At 70.4% G+C, this 20,694-nt stretch carries 15 protein-coding genes; 7 read left to right on the top strand and 8 right to left on the bottom strand.

Annotated elements, in window-relative coordinates:
* Nucleotides 1–274: 274 nt before the first annotated feature.
* From IF12_RS0107965 to gsmA, 3 genes are all read right to left on the bottom strand, one after another.
* A complete protein-coding gene (locus IF12_RS0107965; protein ID WP_051704118.1) occupies nucleotides 275–892 on the bottom strand; it encodes a prepilin peptidase in 618 nt (205 codons plus the stop codon).
* 118 nt (nucleotides 893–1,010) lie between these two features.
* Complete coding sequence (uvrA, locus tag IF12_RS0107960) at nucleotides 1,011–3,920, bottom strand: excinuclease ABC subunit UvrA (RefSeq protein ID WP_030156616.1); 2,910 nt, start codon at nucleotides 3,918–3,920, stop codon at nucleotides 1,011–1,013.
* Nucleotides 3,921–4,206: 286 nt separating this feature from the next.
* Nucleotides 4,207–5,268 (bottom strand): sporangiospore maturation cell wall hydrolase GsmA, encoded by a 1,062-nt coding sequence (gsmA, locus tag IF12_RS23885; protein ID WP_051704117.1) that lies wholly within the window; start codon nucleotides 5,266–5,268, stop codon nucleotides 4,207–4,209.
* 210 nt (nucleotides 5,269–5,478) lie between these two features.
* On the opposite strand from gsmA, the gene typA reads away from it, so the two are divergent.
* Nucleotides 5,479–7,350 (top strand): translational GTPase TypA, encoded by a 1,872-nt coding sequence (gene typA / locus IF12_RS0107950; protein ID WP_133884282.1) that lies wholly within the window; start codon nucleotides 5,479–5,481, stop codon nucleotides 7,348–7,350.
* A 54-nt stretch (nucleotides 7,351–7,404) separates the two neighbouring features.
* On the opposite strand, the gene IF12_RS0107945 is transcribed toward typA, so the two are convergent.
* From IF12_RS0107945 to mraZ, 5 genes are all read right to left on the bottom strand, one after another.
* Entirely contained in the window at nucleotides 7,405–8,319 is a 915-nt protein-coding gene (locus IF12_RS0107945; RefSeq protein WP_030156609.1) for a proteasome assembly chaperone family protein, read from the bottom strand.
* A 111-nt stretch (nucleotides 8,320–8,430) separates the two neighbouring features.
* The gene (locus IF12_RS22800; protein WP_051704116.1) at nucleotides 8,431–10,653 is read right to left on the bottom strand and encodes a penicillin-binding protein 2; all 2,223 of its coding nucleotides are present in this window, start codon (nucleotides 10,651–10,653) and stop codon (nucleotides 8,431–8,433) included.
* A 9-nt stretch (nucleotides 10,654–10,662) separates the two neighbouring features.
* Nucleotides 10,663–11,232, bottom strand: a complete 570-nt coding sequence (locus tag IF12_RS23880; protein WP_051704115.1) for a hypothetical protein — start codon at nucleotides 11,230–11,232, stop codon at nucleotides 10,663–10,665.
* Nucleotides 11,229–12,206 (bottom strand): 16S rRNA (cytosine(1402)-N(4))-methyltransferase RsmH, encoded by a 978-nt coding sequence (gene rsmH, locus IF12_RS0107930; protein ID WP_030156606.1) that lies wholly within the window; start codon nucleotides 12,204–12,206, stop codon nucleotides 11,229–11,231. The genes IF12_RS23880 and rsmH overlap by 4 nt, the downstream gene beginning before the upstream one ends.
* A gap of 17 nt (nucleotides 12,207–12,223) precedes the next feature.
* Nucleotides 12,224–12,655: a division/cell wall cluster transcriptional repressor MraZ gene (mraZ, locus tag IF12_RS0107925; RefSeq protein WP_030156604.1), complete on the bottom strand. Its 432-nt coding sequence runs from the start codon at nucleotides 12,653–12,655 to the stop codon at nucleotides 12,224–12,226.
* Between the two features lie 597 nt (nucleotides 12,656–13,252).
* Between mraZ and IF12_RS0107920 the strand changes: the two genes are divergently transcribed.
* From IF12_RS0107920 to IF12_RS0107895, 6 genes are all read left to right on the top strand, one after another.
* On the top strand, nucleotides 13,253–14,497 hold the full coding sequence (locus IF12_RS0107920) for a MurT ligase domain-containing protein (RefSeq protein ID WP_030156602.1): 1,245 nt from the start codon (nucleotides 13,253–13,255) through the stop codon (nucleotides 14,495–14,497).
* Between the two features lie 17 nt (nucleotides 14,498–14,514).
* Nucleotides 14,515–15,237: a type 1 glutamine amidotransferase gene (locus tag IF12_RS0107915; protein WP_030156600.1), complete on the top strand. Its 723-nt coding sequence runs from the start codon at nucleotides 14,515–14,517 to the stop codon at nucleotides 15,235–15,237.
* A 97-nt stretch (nucleotides 15,238–15,334) separates the two neighbouring features.
* A complete protein-coding gene (locus tag IF12_RS0107910) occupies nucleotides 15,335–17,239 on the top strand; it encodes a beta-galactosidase (protein WP_030156598.1) in 1,905 nt (634 codons plus the stop codon).
* 46 nt (nucleotides 17,240–17,285) lie between these two features.
* Nucleotides 17,286–18,884: an MDR family MFS transporter gene (locus IF12_RS0107905; RefSeq protein WP_030156595.1), complete on the top strand. Its 1,599-nt coding sequence runs from the start codon at nucleotides 17,286–17,288 to the stop codon at nucleotides 18,882–18,884.
* Between the two features lie 34 nt (nucleotides 18,885–18,918).
* On the top strand, nucleotides 18,919–19,536 hold the full coding sequence (locus tag IF12_RS0107900; protein WP_030156593.1) for an NADPH-dependent F420 reductase: 618 nt from the start codon (nucleotides 18,919–18,921) through the stop codon (nucleotides 19,534–19,536).
* Nucleotides 19,537–19,599: 63 nt separating this feature from the next.
* Nucleotides 19,600–20,292, top strand: a complete 693-nt coding sequence (locus IF12_RS0107895) for an aspartate/glutamate racemase family protein (RefSeq protein ID WP_030156590.1) — start codon at nucleotides 19,600–19,602, stop codon at nucleotides 20,290–20,292.
* The last annotated feature ends 402 nt before the right edge of the window (nucleotides 20,293–20,694 follow it).

The raw sequence follows: 20,694 nt of genomic DNA, 5'->3' as shown, positions 1-20,694 counted from the left end.
AGGTGGTGAGGCCTGAAGCCAGGACGTGGCGGCGAGTGCGACGGCGGCACCAGCCGGCATCGCCGGGCCGAATGGGAAGTGCTTGCGGCCCGAAGCGATCACGATCGCCGCCGGTCCCCCACGATCCGGCCGTCGACGGTGGTCAGGTCTGAAGCCAAGGCGTCACCGCGAGCGCTGCGGCAGCACCGGCCGGCATTGCCGGACCGTACGGGAAGTGCCTGCGGCCCGTAGCGATCACGATCGCCGATTGCCCCGGTCCGGCCGTCTGCGGTGCTCAGTTCCGGATCCACGGCGTGACCGCCAACGCGGCGGCCGCCCCGGCCAGCATCGCGGGTCCATACGGGAAGTGCCTGCGGCCCATCGCCATCACCACCGCCGCCTGTCCCCCGCCTATCAGCACCGTCGCCGCCAGTGCGACCACCGCCGCCTGCCAGCTCGCCCAGCCCAGCACCAGGCCGAGCAGTCCCGCGAGCTTCACGTCGCCGAAGCCGACCTGCCCTGCCGCGCAACCGATCCCGTACAGCGCCATCCCCGCCGCCGCGCAAGCGGCGGCCCTCAGCATCGCGTCCGCGTCGCCGGTCCCCAGCAGCAGCGCCGCGACCACCGGGTAGACCGGCAGCACCAGCACGTCCGGCAGTCGCCGCTCGTAGGCGTCGATCCAGCCCGCCGCGATGCCCGTCGCCCCCACCGCCGCCAGCGCGAGCGCGTGCAGCGCTCCCTCTGCGCGCCAGGCGATCAGCAACGCCACGGCGACACTCACCGCCGCGATGGGGAGCGCGTCGGGTCGCCGGGCGGTCGCCGCTTCGACCGTGCGCCGCAGTCCCGGAGCGGCCAGCAGCGCGGCGGCCGCGCTCGCGAGCAGCAGCCCAGCGAATTGCGCGCCTTCGTACACCGCTCCCCCGATACCCGTGCCGCCCTTGGACCTCCGGGCATGGTCGCATCGCCACGGGACCGAAAACGGGAGCGACGCGGCCGGAATCGGCCGCGTCGCTCCCGTTCGTTCGTCTCGCTCAGCGCTTCGCGGCGGCCTTGCGGCCGTTGCCGGACCGGGCCCTGCGGGCCGCGGCGCCGTCGCCCTTGCCGGGGCCGTCGAGGCCCAGCAGCGGGCGCAGGTACGCGCCGGTGTGGCTCGCCGCGATCGCGGCCACCTCCTCGGGGGTGCCGGCCGCCACGAGGGTGCCGCCCTTGTCGCCGCCCTCGGGGCCGAGGTCGACGACCCAGTCCGAGCACTTGATCACTTCGAGGTTGTGCTCGATGGTGATCACCGTGTTGCCCTTGTCGACCAGGCCGTCGAGCACGCCGAGGAGCTTGCGCACGTCCTCGAAGTGGAGGCCGGTGGTCGGCTCGTCGAGGATGTAGACGGTCTTGCCGGTCGAGCGCTTCTGGAGCTCGGAGGCGAGCTTGACGCGCTGGGCCTCGCCGCCCGAGAGGGTCGGCGCGGGCTGGCCGAGCCGCACGTAGCCGAGCCCGACGTCCACGAGCGTCTTGAGGTGGCGGTGGATCGACTGGATCGGCTCGAAGAAGTCCGAGGCCTCCTCGATCGGCATGTCGAGCACATCCGAGATGGTCTTGCCGCGGTAGTGGACCTTGAGCGTGTCGCGGTTGTACCGCGCGCCGCCGCACTCCTCGCAGGGCACGTACACGTCCGGCAGGAAGTTCATCTCGATCTTGAGCGTGCCGTCGCCGCTGCACGCTTCGCAGCGCCCGCCCTTGACGTTGAAGGAGAAGCGGCCGGGGCCCCAGCCGCGGACCTTCGCCTCGGGCGTGCCCGCGAAGAGTTTGCGGACCTTGTCGAACACGCCGGTGTAGGTGGCCGGGTTGGACCGGGGCGTGCGCCCGATCGGGGACTGGTCGACGCCGACGACCTTGTCGACCCCGTCGAGGCCGGTGATGGTGCGGTGCTTGCCGGCGACCACCTTGGCGCCGTTGATCTCCGCGGCGAGCGTGTTGTACAGGATCTCGTTGACGAGCGTGGACTTGCCGGAGCCGGACACGCCGGTCACCGAGACCATGCAGCCCATCGGGAAGACCGCGTCGATGCTCTTGAGGTTGTTCTCCCTGGCGCCCTTGACGACCAGTTCGCGGTCCGGGTCGGTGGGGCGGCGTTTGTCGGGCACGGGGATCTGGCGGCGGCCGGCGAAGTAGTCGCCGGTGATCGAGCCCTTCGCCTCGGACAGGCCGGAGACGGGCCCGGAGTAGATCACCGAGCCGCCGTGCTCGCCGGCGCCGGGGCCGATGTCGACGATGTGGTCGGCGACGCGGATAGTGTCCTCGTCGTGCTCGACGACGATGAGGGTGTTGCCGAGGTCGCGGAGGCGTTCGAGCGTGGCGATGAGCCGGTTGTTGTCCCTTTGATGCAGGCCGATCGAGGGCTCGTCGAGGACGTAGAGGACGCCGACGAGGCCCGCGCCGATCTGGGTCGCAAGGCGGATGCGCTGGGCCTCGCCGCCGGAGAGGCTGCCGGAGGCGCGCGCGAGCGTCAGGTAGTCGAGGCCGACGTCGAGCAGGAACCGGAGCCTCGCGGTGACCTCCTTGACGATCGGCGTGGCGATCATCGTGTCGCGGTCGGAGAGTTCGAGCGCGTTGAAGAACGCGGAGCAGTCGGCGACCGAGAGGGTGCAGACCTCGTGGATCGAGAGCCCTTCGACGGTGACGGCGAGGACTTCGGGCTTGAGGCGGGCCCCGGCGCAGGTCGAGCACGGGATCTCCCGCATGAACTGCTCGTACTTCTCGCGGGTCCACTCGGAGTCGGTCTCCATGTGGCGGCGCTCGACCCAGGGGACCGCGCCTTCGAAGCGGGTCTCGTAGGAGCGCTTCTGGCCGCGCTTGTTGCGGTAGGCCACCTGGAGGGTCTCGTCGTAGCCGTAGAGGACGGCCTTCTGGGCCCGCGCGGGCAGGTCGGCCCACGGGGTGTCGACGTCGAAGCCGACGGCCTCGCCGAGCGCGACGATCTGGTACAGGAAGTAGTCGCCCATGCCGACCGAGGACCACGGGGCGAGCGCGCCGCCGCGGATGGTCGACTCCAGGTCGCGGATGACCAGTTCGGGGTCGACCTCCTTGCGCACGCCGAGGCCGTGGCAGACCGGGCAGGCGCCGAAGGGGGCGTTGAAGGAGAAGGTGCGCGGTTCGAGCTCGTCGAGGGCGAGCGGGTGGTCGTTGGGGCAGGCGAGCTTCTCGGAGAAGCGGCGCGTGCGGCCCGGGTCGCCTTCGGGGACGTCCACGAAGTCGAGTTCGACCACGCCGTCGGCGAGGCCGAGCGCGGACTCGACTGAGTCGGTCACGCGCTGCACGGAGGAGGGCTTGACGGCGAGGCGGTCGATGACCACGTCGATGTCGTGCTTCTCCTGCTTCTTGAGCTTGGGCGCGTCGGTGAGGGCGTAGACCTCGCCGTCGATGCGGGCGCGGGCGTAGCCCTGCTGCTGGAGGTCGGCGAAGAGGTCGACGAACTCGCCCTTGCGCTTGCGGACGACCGGCGCGAGGACCTGGAAGCGGGTGCCCTCGGGCATGGCCATGATCTGGTCGGTGATCTGCTGCGGCGACTGGCGGCCGATCTCCTCGCCGCACTGCGGGCAGTGCGGGACGCCGATGCGCGCGTACAGCAGCCGCATGTAGTCGTAGATCTCAGTGATGGTGCCGACGGTCGAGCGGGGGTTGCGCGAGGTGGACTTCTGGTCGATCGAGACGGCGGGGGAAAGGCCCTCGATGAAGTCGACGTCCGGTTTGTCCATCTGGCCGAGGAACTGGCGGGCGTAGGCCGAGAGCGATTCGACGTAGCGGCGCTGCCCCTCGGCGAAGATCGTGTCGAACGCCAGGGAGGACTTGCCGGAGCCGGACAGGCCGGTGAAGACGATCAGCGAGTCGCGGGGCAGGTCGAGATCGACGTCCTTGAGGTTGTGCTCCCGCGCGCCGCGCACGACGATGGTGCCGGAGGAAGGCTGCTTTTCGGTCAACTGCGCTCTTGAAAGACGCTGCTCGTTCGCCACGGTGGAAATCTAACGTTAGGGTCCGACAGTTCCGGGAGGCCCGCTGTTCGACAGTGCCGCTGCACCGGGCCGCCTGTCGAGGCTACCCCGCCGTGTACTGCGGATTCCGAGGCGACTGTGACCTTTAACTCAACTTTCACGCAGACGGGACGCGGGCCGAGACGGTCGTCTCGGCGCGCGTCCCGCCCGCATGCCGGCCGCAGGAGTGGCGCGGTCGGTGCGACTAGTCGTACTGGTACAGGTTGTACTGGTCCATGATCCCGATGAGCTTGTCGGCGTACTTCGGGTCGGTCGCGTAGCCGGCCTTCTGGATCTCCTTGGCGAAGCGCTTGGGATCGTCGGCGTGCTTCATCGCCGTGGCGTAGCGCGACCAGTTCGCGAGCAGGTCCCCGTGGTCGCGGTAGGAGTCGGCGACGCTGCCGTAGGCGCGGAAGGTGGCCTTGATGTCGAAGCACCCGGCGGTGGGGCTGCACTCGAACGTGGCGTAGTCGCGGCAGCCGACCGCGTGGGCGCCGGGCGAGCCGAAGCACTTCATGCCGAACAGGTTGTGGTCCTCGCGCGCCAGCGCGCCCCGGCCCCAGCCGGTCTCGAGGATCGCCTGCGCGAGGGTCACCGAGGCGGGGACGCCGGTGGCCTTGTCGCTGGCCTTGGCGGCGGGCGCCTGGGCCTTGATGAACCCGGCGTTGCCGCCGCGCGGGATGGTGGGCGGGTCCTGGCCGCACCACGGCAGCCACGGCTGGCCCTTGCTCCACTTGATGTAGGCGGCCGAGACGTAGCGCTTGTCGCCGATCTTGTACCAGACGCCGGTCTTGCCGGCGGTGCCGTCGACCTGCTGGCCCCAGACCTGGCATTCGACGGCGACGGCGGTGCCGTTGGGGTAGGCGCCCCTGCGGTCGCTGGAGGACTTCGCGGCGGCGCGGACGTTGAGCTCGCCGCCGGCGGTGGCGACCTTCGCGCCGGTGGCCTCCTTGCCGGAGGCGGTGCACCAGGGGACGTTCCTGGCGGGGCTCCAGGCGACGTAGGCGTCGGCGATCCAGCGGTCGGCGCCGAGGCGCAGCCACGTCGAGGAATTGCGCACGTGGCCGCTGACGTGCTCGCCGCGGACCTTGCAGACGACCGAGACGGCGGCGCCCCGATTGAGACTGGCGACGACCTTCTGGTCGGTGGCGGGCCCGGACCGGACGTTGAGCGGTCCTGAGGCGGTGCTCACGGTCGCGCCGGTGACGGCGGCCTGAGCGGGGAGCGCGACGACGAGAACGGCTCCGGCGGCGAGCGCGAGAACCATTACGAATCGGATGAATACACGGAATACGCCCATAACACGGCAGTTTATGCACTGCCGGATAATCCTTCATGGAAAGCCGTAATGTGAGCATTCTTCCCCAGTTCGTGGAGGCCGGCCGCGGCGAACGCCCGCGGAGCCGTATGGGCGAGGTGTCGGCGATCACCGGGGTTGACTTCGGGCCCGACATCTGCTTAAGCGACAATGGTCGTCGTGTCTATACGCTCTGATCTGCGAAACATCGCCATCGTCGCCCACGTCGACCACGGCAAGACCACGCTCGTCGACGCCATGCTCAAACAGGCCGGCGCCTTCCGCGAAGGCGCGGCGGTCGACGACCGCGTCATGGACTCGGGGGATCTGGAGCGCGAGAAGGGCATCACGATCCTCGCGAAGAACACCGCGGTCCACTACACCAACCCCGCCGACGGCTCCGCGATGGTCATCAACATCATCGATACCCCCGGCCACGCCGACTTCGGCGGCGAGGTCGAGCGCGGCCTGTCCATGGTGGACGCCGTGGTCCTCCTCGTGGACGCCTCCGAGGGCCCGCTGCCCCAGACCCGCTTCGTGCTGCGCAAGGCGCTCACCGCGAGGCTCCCGGTCATCTTGTGCATCAACAAGACCGACCGCCCCGACGCCCGCATCGACGAGGTCGTCAACGAGACGTACGACCTGTTCCTGGACCTCGACGCCGACGAGGAGCAGATCGAGTTCCCGATCGTCTACGCCTGCGCCCGCGACGGGGTCGCCTCGCTGACCAAGCCCAAGGACGGGACGGTCCCCGAGGACTCCGACAGCCTCAAGCCGTTCTTCGACACCATCATCGAGCACGTGCCCGCGCCCGAGTACACCCCGGGCGCGCCGCTCCAGGCGCACGTGACGAACCTCGACGCCGACAACTTCCTCGGCCGCATCGCGCTGTGCCGCGTGGAGGAGGGCGAGCTGCGCAAGGGCCAGACCGTCACGTGGATCAAGCGCGACGGGTCGATGTCGAACGTGCGCATCACCGAGCTGATGATGACCGAGGCGCTCACCCGCAAGCCCGCCGAGATGGCCGGCCCCGGCGACATCTGCGCCATCGCGGGCATCCCCGACATCATGATCGGCGAGACCCTGGCCGACCCGGAGAACCCGGTGGCGCTGCCGCTGATCACCGTGGACGAGCCGGCGATCTCGATGACCATCGGCACCAACACCTCGCCGCTGGTCGGCAAGGGCGGCAAGGGCCACAAGGTCACCGCGCGCCTGGTGAAGGACCGCCTCGACCGCGAGCTGGTCGGCAACGTGTCGCTGCGGGTGCTCCCGACCGAGCGCCCCGACGCCTGGGAGGTGCAGGGCCGCGGCGAGTTGGCCCTGGCGATCCTGGTCGAGCAGATGCGCCGCGAGGGCTTCGAGCTGACCGTGGGCAAGCCCGAGGTCGTGACCAAGCAGATCGACGGCAAGACCCACGAGCCGGTGGAGCGGTTGACCATCGACTCCCCCGAGGAGCACCTGGGCGCGATCACGCAGCTCATGGCGACCCGCAAGGGCCGCATGGAGACCATGACGAACCACGGTTCGGGCTGGATCCGCATGGAGTGGCTCGTGCCCTCCCGCGGCCTCATCGGCTTCCGCACCGAGTTCCTGACGCAGACGCGGGGCACGGGCATCGCCCACTCGATCTACGAGAAGCACGAGCCGTGGTTCGGCGAGCTGCGCACCCGCAACAACGGGTCCCTGGTGGCCGACCGGGCCGGGGCGGTCACCGCGTTCGCGATGATCAACCTCCAGGAGCGCGGCACGCTGTTCGTGGGGCCGACCACCGAGGTGTACGAGGGCATGATCGTCGGCGAGAACTCGCGCTCGGACGACATGGACGTCAACATCACCAAGGAGAAGAAGCTCACCAACATGCGCGCGGCCTCGGCCGACTCGACCGAGAACGTGGTCCCGCCGCGGGCGCTGTCGCTGGAGCAGTCGCTGGAGTTCTGCCGCGAGGACGAGTGCGTGGAGATCACCCCCGAGACCGTCCGCATCCGCAAAGTGGTGCTCGACCAGAAGGAGCGCGGCCGCAGCGCTTCGAAGGCGAAGCACAACAAGTAGCGCCGCAAGGGAAAAGCGGGCCCGGCCGATGGCCGGGCCCGCTTTTCGGTCGGTTTACTTGTCGTCCTCGCCTCGTTGGCGCTCGGCCAGGAAGGTCTCGAAGGCCGCGCCGAGTTCGTCGGCGGTGGGCATCCGTCCGTCCTGGAGCATCTCGTCGGCCTCGGCGGCCTCGGCGAACGAGTCGTACTGCTCCTCAAGGGTCTTCACCACGTCGGCGACCTCGTCGGACTCGGCGACCTGCTCGGCGATGTCCGAGTCCACCTGTCCGCGTTCGAGTTCGAGTTCCTCGTCGGAGGGCAGGTCGAGGCCGGTGGCCTCGCGGATGCCGTCGAGCAGCCTGATCGTGGCGGCCGGGTAGGTCATCTGCATGACGTAGTGCGGCACGTGGACCGACAGGCCGATCGCGTCGCGCCCGGACTCCCCGAGGCGGTACTCCAGCAGTCCGGCGGCGTTGCCGGGCACGGTGACCTCGTTGAACACCGGGCGGTTGTCGAAGACGAGTTCGGGGCGGGTGGCGTGCACGGTCATGCCGAGCGAGCGGGTGTGCGGGACGCCCATGGGGATGCCCTGGAAGCCCAGGGTGAGCGGGACGTGCCAGTGCTCGATGAGGTCCTCGACCGAGTCCACGAACCGCTCCCAGGCGAAGTCGGGCTCGGGTCCGGTCATGAGCAGGAACGGCCGCTCGGAGGCGTCGCGCATGAGGTAGACCACCAGTTGCGGGGCTTCGAAGTCGGACCAGCGGTCGATCGAGAAGGTCAGGTTCGGCCGCCGGGACCGGTAGTCGATGAGCTGATCGACGTCGAAGGACGCGATCGGCGTGTGCTCGCAGGTCTTGAACAGGTGGTCGACGACCCCGCGCCCTGCCTGGCCCGCGTCCATGAACCCGTCGAGGAAGTGCAGCAGCACCGCACCCCGCGCCTCCGGGGGCTCGGCGAGGACTTCACACAGTGCCCAAGGGTCAACGTTCAAAACAATCGGCTCCTTCTTCCTTGACGCCTTCGATGCTAACGCCCGGGGCCGACCCCCGATTCCCCCTCGGGGAGAACTTCGGAGAAGCGTCACGCCCGCGCCGGACACCCCCTAGCCCCACACGTCGAAGACCGGGGGCGGCTCGGCCGCGGGGCGAACCCCGAAGTACCCCAACGCGAACTCGTTGATCTCCTTGAACGCCTGGCCGGTGGTCGAGCCGCCGCCGCCCCCGTCGGGGACGTACACGCTCACCGCCACCACGTACTGCGGGTCCTCCGCCGGGGCGAATCCCACGAACGAGGTCACGTTGCCCGGCGCGTACTCGCCGTCGACGACCAGTCCGCCCGTGCCGGTCTTCCCGGCGAGGTGGTAGTTCTCCAACTGGGCGCCCCGTCCGGTGCCGGTCTCGTCGACGATGGGCGCCTGGAGGAGGTACTGGAGGTCCTGGGCGGTCTCGGTGGAGACCACGCGGCGCGTCTCCTGCTCCTGATCGTTCGCGACCACCTCGCCGTCGGCGTCGATCTTGTGGGAGACGAGGGAGGGCTGGACGTACACGCCGTCGTTGGCGATCGCCGCGTAGACGGCGGCCATCTGCATGATCGTCGCGGTGCCCTCGTGGCCGATCGGGACCGAACCGTACGAGGTGCCCGACCACTGCTCCGGCGGCTGGAGGATGCCCGCGGCCTCGCCGGCGATGCCGACGCCCGAGGGCTCGCCGAGCCCGAAGGCCAGCTGGTACTCGTAGAGCTTCTCCTTGCCGATGCAGTCGGCGAGCTGGATGGTGCCCACGTTCGAGGACTGCGCGATGATCCCGGCCAGGCTCAGGACCGCGTCGCCGTGGTGGTAGCCGTCGGTGTACTGCTCGCCGCCCTTGTTGATCGACTGCGACACCGCCATCGTGCCGTCGGCCTCGATGCAGCCCTCTTCGAGCGCCGCAGCGAAGACGATCGCCTTGTGGATCGAGCCGGGGTCCACTGTGGCCTGCGTGGCGTAGTCGCGGTAGGCCTCCTCGTCGTCCACCGCGAACGGGTTGGCCGCGTCGTAGGTCGGGGTGGAGGCCATCGCGAGCATCTCGCCCGAGCCGACCTCCATCACCAGCGCCGAGCCGAACTCGGCGTCGTGCTCGGTGACGGTGGCCTCCAGGATCCGCTGCACCTGGTACTGGACGTCGGCGTCGAGGGTGAGCTGGATGTCCTTGCCCGGGATAGCCTCCTCCTCGCGGTAGAAGGCGCCGGGGATCGGCAGGCCGGACTGCTGGCTGCGCTCGTAGGAGACCTCGCCGTCGGTGCCGCGCAGCCAGTCGTCGTAGGCGGCCTCCAGGCCGCCGAGGCCGGTGCCCTCCTGGCCGGTGAAGCCGATGACGTTGGCGGCCAGGTCGTGTCCGGGGACCACGCGGCGCTCGTCGTTGCCGATGATGAGGCCCGGGTCCTCCATCTCGCGGATCTGGTCGCCGATCGAGAGGTTCACGCCCCGCTGGAGGTACGCGAAGCGGATGGGGTCGCCCTGCGCGGTCTCGTCGGTCGCCAGGAGCGGCTCCAGTTCGGAGGCCGTGCGGCCCAGCAGGGAGGCCAGGCGGGCGGCGAGCTCGGCGGGGTCCCCTTTGAGCAGGACGGGGTCGACGGCGATGTAGTTGGACTCGACGGAGTAGGCGAGCCGGTTCCCGTTGCGGTCGAGGATCGCCCCGCGCTCGGCCGGGAGCGGCTCGGTGGTCAGGCGCTGGTTCATCGCCTCGGCGGCGTAGACGGCCGAATCGGTGACCTGCAACTGGATCAGGCGCGTCCCCGAGACCACCAGCAGGATCATGACGAAGGCCGAGGCCATGCGCAGCCGCCGCGCGGGGCGGCCGAGCTTGGGCAGGCGCGGCAGCGGGCGGACCGGGACCGGTCCGGTGGGCTTGGCGCCGCGGCGCTGCGCGCCGACGGTGCCGGTGCGTCTCGGCGCGGTCGGGCGCGCGGTGCCGTTGCGGCGCAGCGGTTCGGACTTGGCGGCGCCGCGGCGGGTCGCGGCGGCGCGGGAGGCCGGTCGCGGGGTGCGGGGCTCGTCGGGGACCGTGCCGGTGTCCCGCTGGCGGCGCTCGCGGGAGCGGGCCGCCGCCTCGCGGCGTCGCTTCGCCGCGAGGTCGGCGGCCTCGTCCTGCTGCGCGGGGCCGGTCTCGGCCGCGCGGTTGCGCTCGCGGCGCGCGGCCTCGCGGTCGCGCGCCCCGTTCTCCCTGGCCCGGTTGTCCTCCGACGAGGCCGAAGCCGCCTCGCGGACGGTGCGTCCGCGAGGCGTGTAGCGACGGGCCCGGCTGATCGAGGAGGGGTCACGCCGTCGACGGGGATCCGATTCGGTCATCGACGTCCTCTAATCGTTGCTCCAGGGCATCTCGACGGTCTCGCCGCCGGGCAGGTACAGGTAGGTCACCGTGTCGGGCCGCTCCATGCCGAACCGCTCGGCCTCGGCCGCGAGGCTGTTGGGCGAGTTGAGGTTCGTCAGCTCGTCGGCCAGCGCCTGCTCGGTCTGGTCGAGTTCGGACGCGTTGCCCCGCAGTTCCTGGAGGTGGTACGCGTCCTCGTTGATGACCGTGTTGAGCAGCAGGAGTCCGACGATCCCGGCGACGACCAGGGCCGCGATCCCGCCGACGAAGGCGGGGCGCGGCACGTCGACCGGCTCGGGGGCCGGCTTCGCGGTCGGCCGGGTGCGCGGGAGCACGACGGTCTCGCGCTGCGGCGAGGCCGGGCTCTCGACCGGGGTCTCGACGGGCGCTTCGACCGGGGCGGGCTGCATCGCGAGGTTCCCGTCGAACACGGGAGCCTCGGACGCCTCGCCGACCAGGGACCGTCGCCGCGAGGACGCGGCGCGGGCCCGGCGGCGGGCGGCCTTGATGATCTCCTCGGGGTCGGCCTGCGGCCGGCGGTAGGGCTGGTCGCTCATGGTGCGCCTCCTGCTCCTGTGGACGGTCTGATGCGTTCGGCCGCACGGAGCCGGGCGGGCGCCGATCGCGGATTCCGGTCGAGTTCGGTCTGAGTCGGTTGCTGGGCCTTCTTCGTGAGGAGTCGAAAGGTCGGTTCGGTTCCGGGGAGGTCGACGGGGAGGCCGGCCGGGCTGGTGGAGACGGCCCTGCGGGCCAGCTCCTGCTTGGTGATGCGGTCTTCGAGCGAGTGGTAGGACATGACGACCACGCGCCCGCCTTGGGAGAGGCGGTCGAGGGCGGCGGGCAGGGCCCGCTCCCAGGTGACGAGTTCGCCGTTGACCTCGATGCGCAGGGCCTGGAAGGTCCGCTTGGCGGGGTTGCCGCCGGTGCGGCGGGCCGCGGCCGGGATCGCGTTGCGGACCAGGTCGGCCAGGGCGCTGCTGGAGGTGATCGGGGCCTTGGCGCGGGCGTCGACGATGGCGCTGACGACGCGGGTGGCGAACTTCTCCTCGCCGTACTCGCGCAGGAGGCGCACCAGCGCTCCCGGCTCGTAGGTGTTGACGACGGTCTCGGCGGTGAGGTCGTCGTCGGGGTTCATCCGCATGTCGAGGCGGGCGTCCTGGCTGTAGGCGAAGCCGCGGTCGGCCTGGTCGAGCTGCATCGAGGAGACGCCGAGGTCGAACAGGACGGCGTCCATCGACTCGAACCCGTTGTCCGCCAGCACCTGGGGAAGCGCGTCGTAGACGGCGCGGGCCGGGATGAAGCGGCCGCCGAAGCCGGCGAGGCGCTTGGAGGCGAGTTCGAGGGCGCTGGGGTCGCGGTCGACGCCGATGACGGTGAGGTCGGGGTGAGCGTTCAGGAGGGCCTCGGTGTGGCCTCCGGCGCCGAGGGTGGCGTCGACCGCCACGGCGCCGGGCCGGGACGCGGCGGGCGCGAGGTGGTCGAGGACCTCGTCGAGCATGACGGGGACGTGCGGTGCATTCGGTGCGTTCATGTCGCTCACCTCCTTCTCTACAGTCCTTCGGGCAGGTCGCCCTCTTCGATGTCGGCGAAGGCCTCCTCGGAGGCCTCCAGGTATTCGTCCCAGGTAGCGCTGTTCCAGATCTCGACCCGGTTCGAGGCGCCGATGACGACCAGGTCGCGGTCGAGGCCGGCGTATTCGCGCAGTCGGGGCGGGATGGTGACGCGGCCCTGCTTGTCGGGGGTCTCGTCGTGTGCGGAGGCGAAGAACACCCGGCTGTAGGCGCGGGCGGTCTTGCTGGACATGGGGGCCTGCTGGAGTGCTTCGGCGATGCGCGTGAACTCCCCTTCGGGGAACACGTACAGGCACCGCTCCTGGCCCTTGGTGATCACGACCCCTTCCGCCAGCCCTTCCCTGAACTTCGCGGGAAGGATGACGCGGCCCTTGTCGTCCAGGCGCGGGGTATGGGTGCCGAGGAACATCGGCGCCACCCCCCGTGACTCTCAGGCTGCGCGGCCTCCCCGACCGCGCTGACGGGCCACCAGTCCCGCCATTGCGCCCCACCTTACTCCACTCCGCACCACCCGTGGGGGTTGTTTCGGCGCGACTTCCGTGGTGGGCATGGCGAAAAGGCTGGTCAGTGTCGGTGGAGGAAGGTGGAGTGCCGAGTGCGCAACAGCGGCACCACGAGGCGAGGTTTCCTCATTGTTCACTCCTTCGGGTGGCAAGGGCCCCAATCGGATCGGTCCTGCGGGGTCGCTTGCGCACGCAAAGCGACCGGTCGCGGGCACGGTGCGCGGCCGGGCGGTCACTGTGGAGCGTCGGCCCCGCCGGCGGTGGAGGAAGGTGGGGGAAGCGGTCCGGCGGGGTCCCGGGGCGGCCTTTGGCGGGGGCCGCGGGGCGGAGTGCCAGGCAGGCGCGTGAGGCGCATTCGCGTCCGTGACTGCCTCCGGTCCCGGGGCCGCCGGGGAGGGGCGGGCGGCCTCACGCTCCCATGCCACTCATCACGGGTTCCGGTGGCCGTGTGACAAACTCTTGTGCATAACCGTTGGTCCCGATCAAGCCGAAAGCGAGCCCGCATGAGCGCGAATCTGACCCCACGCGCGAAATTCGCCACCGCGCTCCTGCGGACCGCCGCCGCGCTCTCGCGCGCGACCGGCCGCGGGGACGGCTCGGTGATCGGCGGTCGCGTCGGGTTGATCGTCGAGCCGCGGCTTCTGGAGCTGCTGGCCGACGGGCGCCACGTCGTGCTCATCTCGGGCACCAACGGCAAGACCACGACCACCCGGTTCACCACCGCCGCCCTGGAGGCGATCGGGAAGGTCGCGACGAACTCCTTCGGCGCGAACATGCCGACCGGGCACACGACCGCCCTGGCGAAGGCCCCGAAGGCCGAGTACGCGGCGCTCGAATGCGACGAGCACTACCTGGGGCAGCTGCTGGACGCGGCGAGCCCGAAGGTCGTGGCGCTGCTCAACCTCTCGCGCGACCAGCTCGACCGGGCCATGGAGGTCACGGCGCTGGCCGCGAAGTGGCGCCAGACGCTCCAGGCCTCGGCGGGCCAGAGCACGATCGTGGCCAACGCCGACGACCCGCTCATCGTGTGGGCCGCCTCGGTGTGCCAGCGCGTGGTGTGGGTCTCGGCGGGCCAGAGCTGGACGGCCGACTCGGCGATCTGCCCGAACTGCGGCTCGCACCTGGACCGGTTCGGCGAGTTCTGGCGGTGCACGAACTGCGGTCTGAACCGGCCGAGCCCGCAGTGGTCGGTGGCGCACCAGGGCGAGGCCGTGGTGGGCCCCGACGGGCGCCGGTACGAGCTGAACCTGCAACTGCCGGGCCGGGTGAACCGCGCGAACGCGGCCACGGCGCTGGCGATCGCGAGCCTGTTCGGGGTGGACCCGGCGCAGGCGGCGCCGAAGCTGTCGGAGGTCGCCTCGGTGGCGGGCCGGTACGCGAGGGTCGAGCGCGACGGGCGGCAGCTGCGGCTGCTGCTGGCGAAGAACCCGGCCGGCTGGCTGGAGTCGTTCGACATGATCGAGCAGGGCCCGCCGGTGGTCCTGTCGCTGAACGCCCGCGAGGTCGACGGCTTCGACACCTCGTGGATCTACGACGTGGACTTCACGTCCCTGGCGGGCCGGAAGGTGGTCGTGACCGGCGACCGCCGCACGGACCTGGCGGTGCGCCTGGAGGTCGACGGGGTCGACTTCGTGGTGGTCGACGACATCAGGGCGGCGATCGCGGCGGTGCCGCCGGGGCGGGTGGAGGTCGTGGCGAACTACACGGCGTTCCAGGACGTCCGCGCCGAATTCAACCGGGTCAACTAGAGAGCGAGCGTTCTACCGTGGCACTGAGCACCCTGCGCATCGTCTGGCTCTACCCCGACCTCCTGTCGACGTACGGCGACCGGGGGAACCTGCTGGTGCTGGCCCATCGGGCCCGCGCCCGCGGGATCGACGTGGAGCCGATGCAGGTCCGCAGCGACCAGCGCGTCCCGGCGACCGCCGACATGTACCTCATCGGCGGCGGCGAGGACGGGCCGCAGGCGGTCGCGGCCGAGCGGCTGCTCGACGACGGCGCGGTGATCCGGGCCGCCGAGGCCGGGAAGCCGATCCTGGCGATCTGCGCCGGGTACCAGCTGCTCGGCGAGTCGTTCTACGCGAACGGGCGCGCCTACGCGGGCCTGAACATCCTCGACCTGCGCTCGGACCGGGGCCCGTCGCGGGCCGTGGGCGAGATCGCCGGGGAGTCGGCGCCGCAGCTGGGCATCGGCCCGATCACGGGGTTCGAGAACCACGGCGGGCGCACGCACCTGGGCCAGGCGGTGCAGCCGCTGGCGCGGGTGACTGCGGGGGTCGGCAACGACGGGGCGACCGAGGGGGCCTGGGCGGGGCACGTGGTCGGCACGTACATGCACGGTCCGGCGCTGGCGCGGAACCCGAAGCTGGCGGACCTGCTGCTGTCGTGGGCGGTCGGGGTGGACCCGGCCTCGCTCCCGCCGGTGGACGACACGTGGCCCGAGCGGCTGCGCCGCGAGCGTTTCGAGGCGCTGTCGGCGGCCCAGTAGGGAAATCCGAACCGGGGTCGCATTAGGCTGGGCAAATCACCCCAGAGGCAGTTAGTTTTGTCTTGCAACTAACTGACCGCATCCCCCGGAGGACCCCATGGACTGGCCCAAAGGCGTCGACGGCCTCGCCTACGGCGGCGACTACAACCCCGAGCAGTGGCCCGAGGAGATCTGGGACGACGACGTCCACCTCATGCGCGAAGCCGGGGTCAACCTCGTCAGCGTCGGCGTCTTCTCCTGGTCGCGCCTGGAGCCGCGCGAGGGCGAGTACGACTTCGACTGGCTCGACCGCGTCCTCGACAAGCTCCACACCGGAGGCGTCGGCGTCAACCTCGCCACCCCGACCGCCTCCCCGCCGCCGTGGTTCACCCTCGCGCACCCGGACGCGCTCAACACCCGCCCCGACGGGGTGCGGCAGGTCCACGGCTCGCGCGACACCTACGACGTCTGCGCGCCCGCCTACCAGGAGGCGTCCCTGCGGATCGCCGGGAAGCTCGCCGAGCGCTACGCCGAGCACCCGGCGCTGGCGATGTGGCACGTCCACAACGAGTACGGCTCGGCGACCTACTCCGCGCACGCCGAGCGGGCCTTCCGGATCTGGCTCCAGGAGAAGTACGAGACGATCGAGGCGCTCAACGACGCGTGGTGGGGCTCGTTCTGGAGCCAGCACTACGGCGAGTGGGACCAGATCCTCGCCCCCAGGGCGACCCAGTACCTGTCGAACCCGGCGCACGAGCTCGACTTCAAGCGCTTCACCTCCGACGCGATGCTCGAGCACTACAAGAGCCAGCGGGACGTGCTGCGGGCGGCGAACCCCGAGATCCCGATCACCACGAACTTCGTGTTCGGGCAGTGGGTCCCGGTCGACCCGTGGCAGTGGGCCTCCGAAGTGGACCTCGTCGCGTTCGACTCCTACCCTTCGGCGCCCGACGAGCGGGCCGAGCAGCAGAGCGCCCTCCACGCCGACCTCTCGCGCTCGTGGGCCGGCGGCGGGGACTGGATCCTCATGGAGCAGGCCGCGGCCACGATCCACTCCAAGGACGGCGCGGTCGCCAAAGCTCCGGGCCGCATGGCCCGCCACTCGATGATCCACATCAGCCGCGGCTCCAAGGGCGCCATGTTCTTCCAGTGGCGCGCCGGGAGGGGCGGGGCCGAGCAGTGGCACTCCGCGCTGCTCCCCCACGCCGGCAAGCACACCCGCATGTTCGCCGAGGTCGCCGCGTTCGGGAACACCCTGCCGGGCATCGCCCACACCGTCGAGGCCCCGGTCAAGACCGACGTGGCGATCCTGTGGAGCCCCGAGTCCTGGTGGGCCTCCTCGGGCCCGCACCTGCCGGCCCCGGTGGACTACCTGGAGAACGTCGCCCAGATCCACCGCGTCCTGCGCGACCGCGGCGTCGTCGTCGACTTCGTCGCCCCCGAGGGCGACCTGTCGCGGTACACCACCGTGATCGCCCCGAGCACCTACGTCCTCAGCGAGGCCGCCGCCGAGAACCTCCGCTGGTTCACCGCCGGCGGCGGGCGGCTCGTCGCCTCCTACCTCACCGGGGCGGTGGACGAGCACTGCCAGGTGTGGCTCGACGGGTTCCTCGGCGGCCTCACCGACCTGTTCGGCATCCGCGTCACCGAGCACCTCCCCCAGCCCTCGGGCGAGCTGCGGGCCCTGTGGAACTTCGGCGCGGCCGAGCGCTTCTGCGAACTCGTGGAGCTGCGCGGCGCCCAGTGCGTCACCCAGTACGCCACCGGCGACGTCATCGAGAACCAGCCCGCGGTCACGGTGAACCCCTTCGGCGAGGGCGAGGCCTGGTACGTCTCGTGCAAGCTCGTCGACGAGGCCTGGGACCGCCTGTTCGAGGAGCTCAAGCTCGACGGGCCCGGCACCCGCGGCGTCGACGTGGTCGACCGCGGCCCGTGGCGGTTCGTCGTGAACCACACCGAGAAGGAGGCCCAGGTCGGGAACGTCATCGTCCCCGCCGGGTCCTGGGCGGTCAACAAGAGATGAGCCGTTTCGGCCCGCCTCCGCGGAGGCGGGCCATACGCTCGCACCTATGAGCGCACCGAGCGCGGCGAACATGAGCCGCAGAGAGCTGTACACGCTCTTCGGCGCCCTCATGCTCACGATGCTCCTCGCCTCGCTCGACCAGACCATCGTCGGCACCGCGCTGCCCACCATCGTGGGCGACCTCCAGGGCATGGACGACTACACGTGGGTCGTGACCGCCTACCTCATCGCCACGACCGCCTCGGTCCCGCTGTACGGCAAGCTCAGCGACCTGTACGGGCGCCGGCCGGTGATCCTGACGGCGATCGTGATCTTCCTGGTCGCCTCCGCGCTCGCCGGGCTCGCGCAGAACATGCTGCAACTGGTGCTGTTCCGCGGCCTCCAGGGCCTGGGCGGCGGCGGGCTCATCACGCTCGCTTTCACCGTCGTCTCCGACGTCGTCTCCCCACGGGAGAGAGGCCGCTACCAGGGGTTCTTCGGTGCGGTCTTCGGGATCTCCTCGGTGGCCGGGCCGGTGCTGGGCGGCTGGCTCGCCGAGGTCGACTGGCGGTGGATCTTCTACATCAACCTGCCGCTCGGCTTCGCCGCGATGATCGCGGTGAACCAGATCCTGCGCCGCCACCACTTCCCGACCCGGCCGCACCGCATCGACTGGCTCGGCGCGAGCTGCCTCGTCCCGGCCGTCGTGAGCCTCCTGCTGGCCGTCACGTGGGGCGGGAACAGCTACGCGTGGGACTCGGCGGTGATCATCGGGCTGTTCGGCGCCGCGGCGGCCCTGACGGTCGCGTTCCTCGTCGTCGAGGCCCGCGCAGAGGAGCCGATCCTGCCGCTGCGGATGTTCAAGCAGGGCACGTTCGCGCTCGCGAGCGTCATCGCGCTCATCTTCGGCGTCGGCATGTTCTCGGGGATCGTCTACATCCCGCTGTTCTTCCAGATGGTCCGCGGCTACTCCCCCACCGAGTCGGGGCTGCTCATGCTGCCGATGATGTGCGGGATGGTCCTCACCTCGGTCTCCTCGGGCTTCGTCATCTCCCGGCTCGGGCGCTACAAGTGGTTCCTGGTCGCCGGGGCGGTCGTGATCACCGCCGGGCTGTGGCTGTTCACGAACCTCCACGTCGACACGCCGCTGTGGCTCTCCAGCATGTACCTGCTGGTCCTGGGTATCGGCATGGGCATGTTCATGCAGCCGCTGGTGCTCGCCATGCAGAACATCGTCAAGCTCGAGGACCTCGGCGCTGGCACGAGCACGAACAACTTCGCCCGGTCCCTCGGCGGCGCGGTCGGCACCGCCGTGCTCGGCGCGGTCATGACCGCCAGGCTCAGCGGCGAACTCGACGCGAACCTGCCGGCGGCCGTCTCCGAGCTCGACGCCGACCAGGCCGCGGCGTTCGACGAGTCCGACCTGAACGCGGTCATGGAGTCCCCCACCGTGGTCGCGCACCTGCCCGAACCGGTGCGGATCGTCGTCCAGCAGGCCTTCACCGACGGCCTCGACCGGGTGTTCCTGGTCGCGGCCTGCATCGCCGGGGTCACCATCGTGCTCACCCTGTTCATGCCGAACCTGACGCTGCGCAGCACGCAGGCCTCGGTGAACGACGACCCCGACGCCAAGGCCGCCGAGATCAAGGCCGAGACCTCCCCCTGAGGCCCCGCGAACGTCTGAACAAGGAGGAACAAACATGGAGATCCTGATCGTTGGCGCGGGCAACATGGCCCGCGGCATCGGACTGCGCCTGGTGCGCGGCGGGCACCGGGTCCGCATCGCGGCCCGCAATCCCGACAAGGCCGCCGACCTGGCCGCCGAACTCGGCGACAGCGCGGTGGGCGAGCCGCTCGACAGCTCGGCCGGGTCCGAGGTGATCGTGCTGGCGACGCCGTATGACGGAAGCAAGGAGATCGCGCGGCTGTGGGCCGACCAGCTCGGCGGCAAGACCGTGGTCGACATCAGCAACCCGGTGGACTTCACGACCTTCGACGGGCTGGTGACGCCGGTCGGGAAGTCCGCGGCAGAGGAGATCGCCGAGGCGGCGCCGGGGGCGAAGGTGGTCAAGGCCTTCAACACCACGTTCGCGTCGAGGCTGGTGAACTCCACGCCGCTGGACCTGTTCGTGGCGGGCGACGACCCGGACGCGAAGAAGACCGTGGTCGGGCTCGGTCTGGACGCGGACCTGCGCCCGATCGACGTGGGAGGCCTGAAGCACGCGGGAGCGCTGGAGGCGTTCCAGTTGCTGCACATGAAGGTGCAAGACCAGATCAACGGAGGCTGGTCCACAGCAATAACCCTCGCCGAAGCCTGAGACGAGGAGGGCCGCCCCGAAAACCGGGGCGGCCTTTCCGCGTCAGGCGCGCATAATGGAGCGATGCGCACCATGGGGTTGATCGGCGGGATGTCCTGGGAGTCGTCGGCGGAGTACTACCGCCTCGTCAACGAGTCGGTCCGGGCGGCGCTGGGCGGCCAGCACAACGCGAAGAGCCTCATGGCGACCGTGGACTTCGCCGAGATCGAGGCCTTGCAGCGCAAGGGCGACTGGGAGGCGAGCGCGCGGATCCTGGCCGAGGCGGCCGCCGCGCTCGAAAGAGGCGGTGCGGACTTCATCGCCTTGTGCACCAACACGATGCACGTGGTCGCCGAGGCGATCGAAGACGCGATCGAGGTGCCGTTCGTGCATCTGGTGGACGCGGTGGCCGAGAGCGTGAAAGCCGCCGGTTCGACCAGGGTCGGGCTGCTCGGCACCCGATTCACCATGGAGATGGGCTTCTATGCCGACAGGATGGCAATGCACGGTGTCGAGGTGCTGGTCCCGACTGCGGAGGAACGCGAGGCGGTGCACGAGATCATCTACGGCGAGTTGACGCTCGGGAAGGTCCGCGAGGAGTCGCGGGAGGTGTACCGGGAGGTGATGGCGGCGCTGGCCGCACGAGGGAGCGAGGGAATCGTCTTCGGCTGCACTGAGATCACGCTGCTGGTGGACGCCTCTGATAGCCCGGTCCCGGTCTTCGACTCCACCCGGATCCACACCGAGAGGCTGGTCGAACTCGCACTCCGGCCCTGACCTCATGGTGTGGGGTGAGTGCCGGGTGCGGGGAGTCGTGGGATGTCAAGGCGCCGAGAAACTAGGCGTCAAGTCAAAGGCGGCAGCGACGAAGAGAGGGCGTGGGTGGGACCCGGTGGCGGGATGCGGGGCCGGTGGTGGGCCAAAGTCAAAAGCGGCAGCGACGGAGTGGCGGGTGGGCGGCCGGGGTCGGTTGGCGGGATGCGGGGCCGGTGTTGGGTGCGGGTGGCGGCGGCGTGAGTTGGGTGCGGGTTTGCTTGCGGTGCAGGGTGTTCGGTCCGAAACATGAGGGCTTTGTCTTCGTGTGGGTGATGCGGTTGGTGCCAGTTCGGGGGATGATTGAGGTACGCACAGGGACAGGGAATCTGTACGGGTGTCGGGTAGGTGTAGCGCAGACTAAGA

It is taken from the genome of Glycomyces sp. NRRL B-16210 (genome assembly GCF_000719515.1).
Lineage (GTDB): Bacteria > Actinomycetota > Actinomycetes > Mycobacteriales > Micromonosporaceae > Glycomyces.
This window is presented reverse-complemented; position numbering and strand designations above follow the sequence as displayed.

What these genes read in the sequence shown, in the direction of transcription:
- IF12_RS0107895 (WP_030156590.1), top strand. Translation starts at nt 19,600, where the DNA reads ATGCGCACCATGGGGTTGATCGGCGGGATGTCCTGGGAGTCGTCGGCG.
- IF12_RS0107905 (WP_030156595.1), top strand. Translation starts at nt 17,286, where the DNA reads ATGAGCGCACCGAGCGCGGCGAACATGAGCCGCAGAGAGCTGTACACG.
- rsmH (WP_030156606.1), bottom strand. Translation starts at nt 12,206, where the DNA reads ATGAACGCACCGAATGCACCGCACGTCCCCGTCATGCTCGACGAGGTC.
- mraZ (WP_030156604.1), bottom strand. Translation starts at nt 12,655, where the DNA reads ATGTTCCTCGGCACCCATACCCCGCGCCTGGACGACAAGGGCCGCGTC.
- IF12_RS0107900 (WP_030156593.1), top strand. Translation starts at nt 18,919, where the DNA reads ATGGAGATCCTGATCGTTGGCGCGGGCAACATGGCCCGCGGCATCGGA.
- IF12_RS0107910 (WP_030156598.1), top strand. Translation starts at nt 15,335, where the DNA reads ATGGACTGGCCCAAAGGCGTCGACGGCCTCGCCTACGGCGGCGACTAC.
- IF12_RS0107920 (WP_030156602.1), top strand. Translation starts at nt 13,253, where the DNA reads ATGAGCGCGAATCTGACCCCACGCGCGAAATTCGCCACCGCGCTCCTG.
- IF12_RS22800 (WP_051704116.1), bottom strand. Translation starts at nt 10,653, where the DNA reads ATGACCGAATCGGATCCCCGTCGACGGCGTGACCCCTCCTCGATCAGC.
- IF12_RS23880 (WP_051704115.1), bottom strand. Translation starts at nt 11,232, where the DNA reads ATGAGCGACCAGCCCTACCGCCGGCCGCAGGCCGACCCCGAGGAGATC.
- gsmA (WP_051704117.1), bottom strand. Translation starts at nt 5,268, where the DNA reads ATGGTTCTCGCGCTCGCCGCCGGAGCCGTTCTCGTCGTCGCGCTCCCC.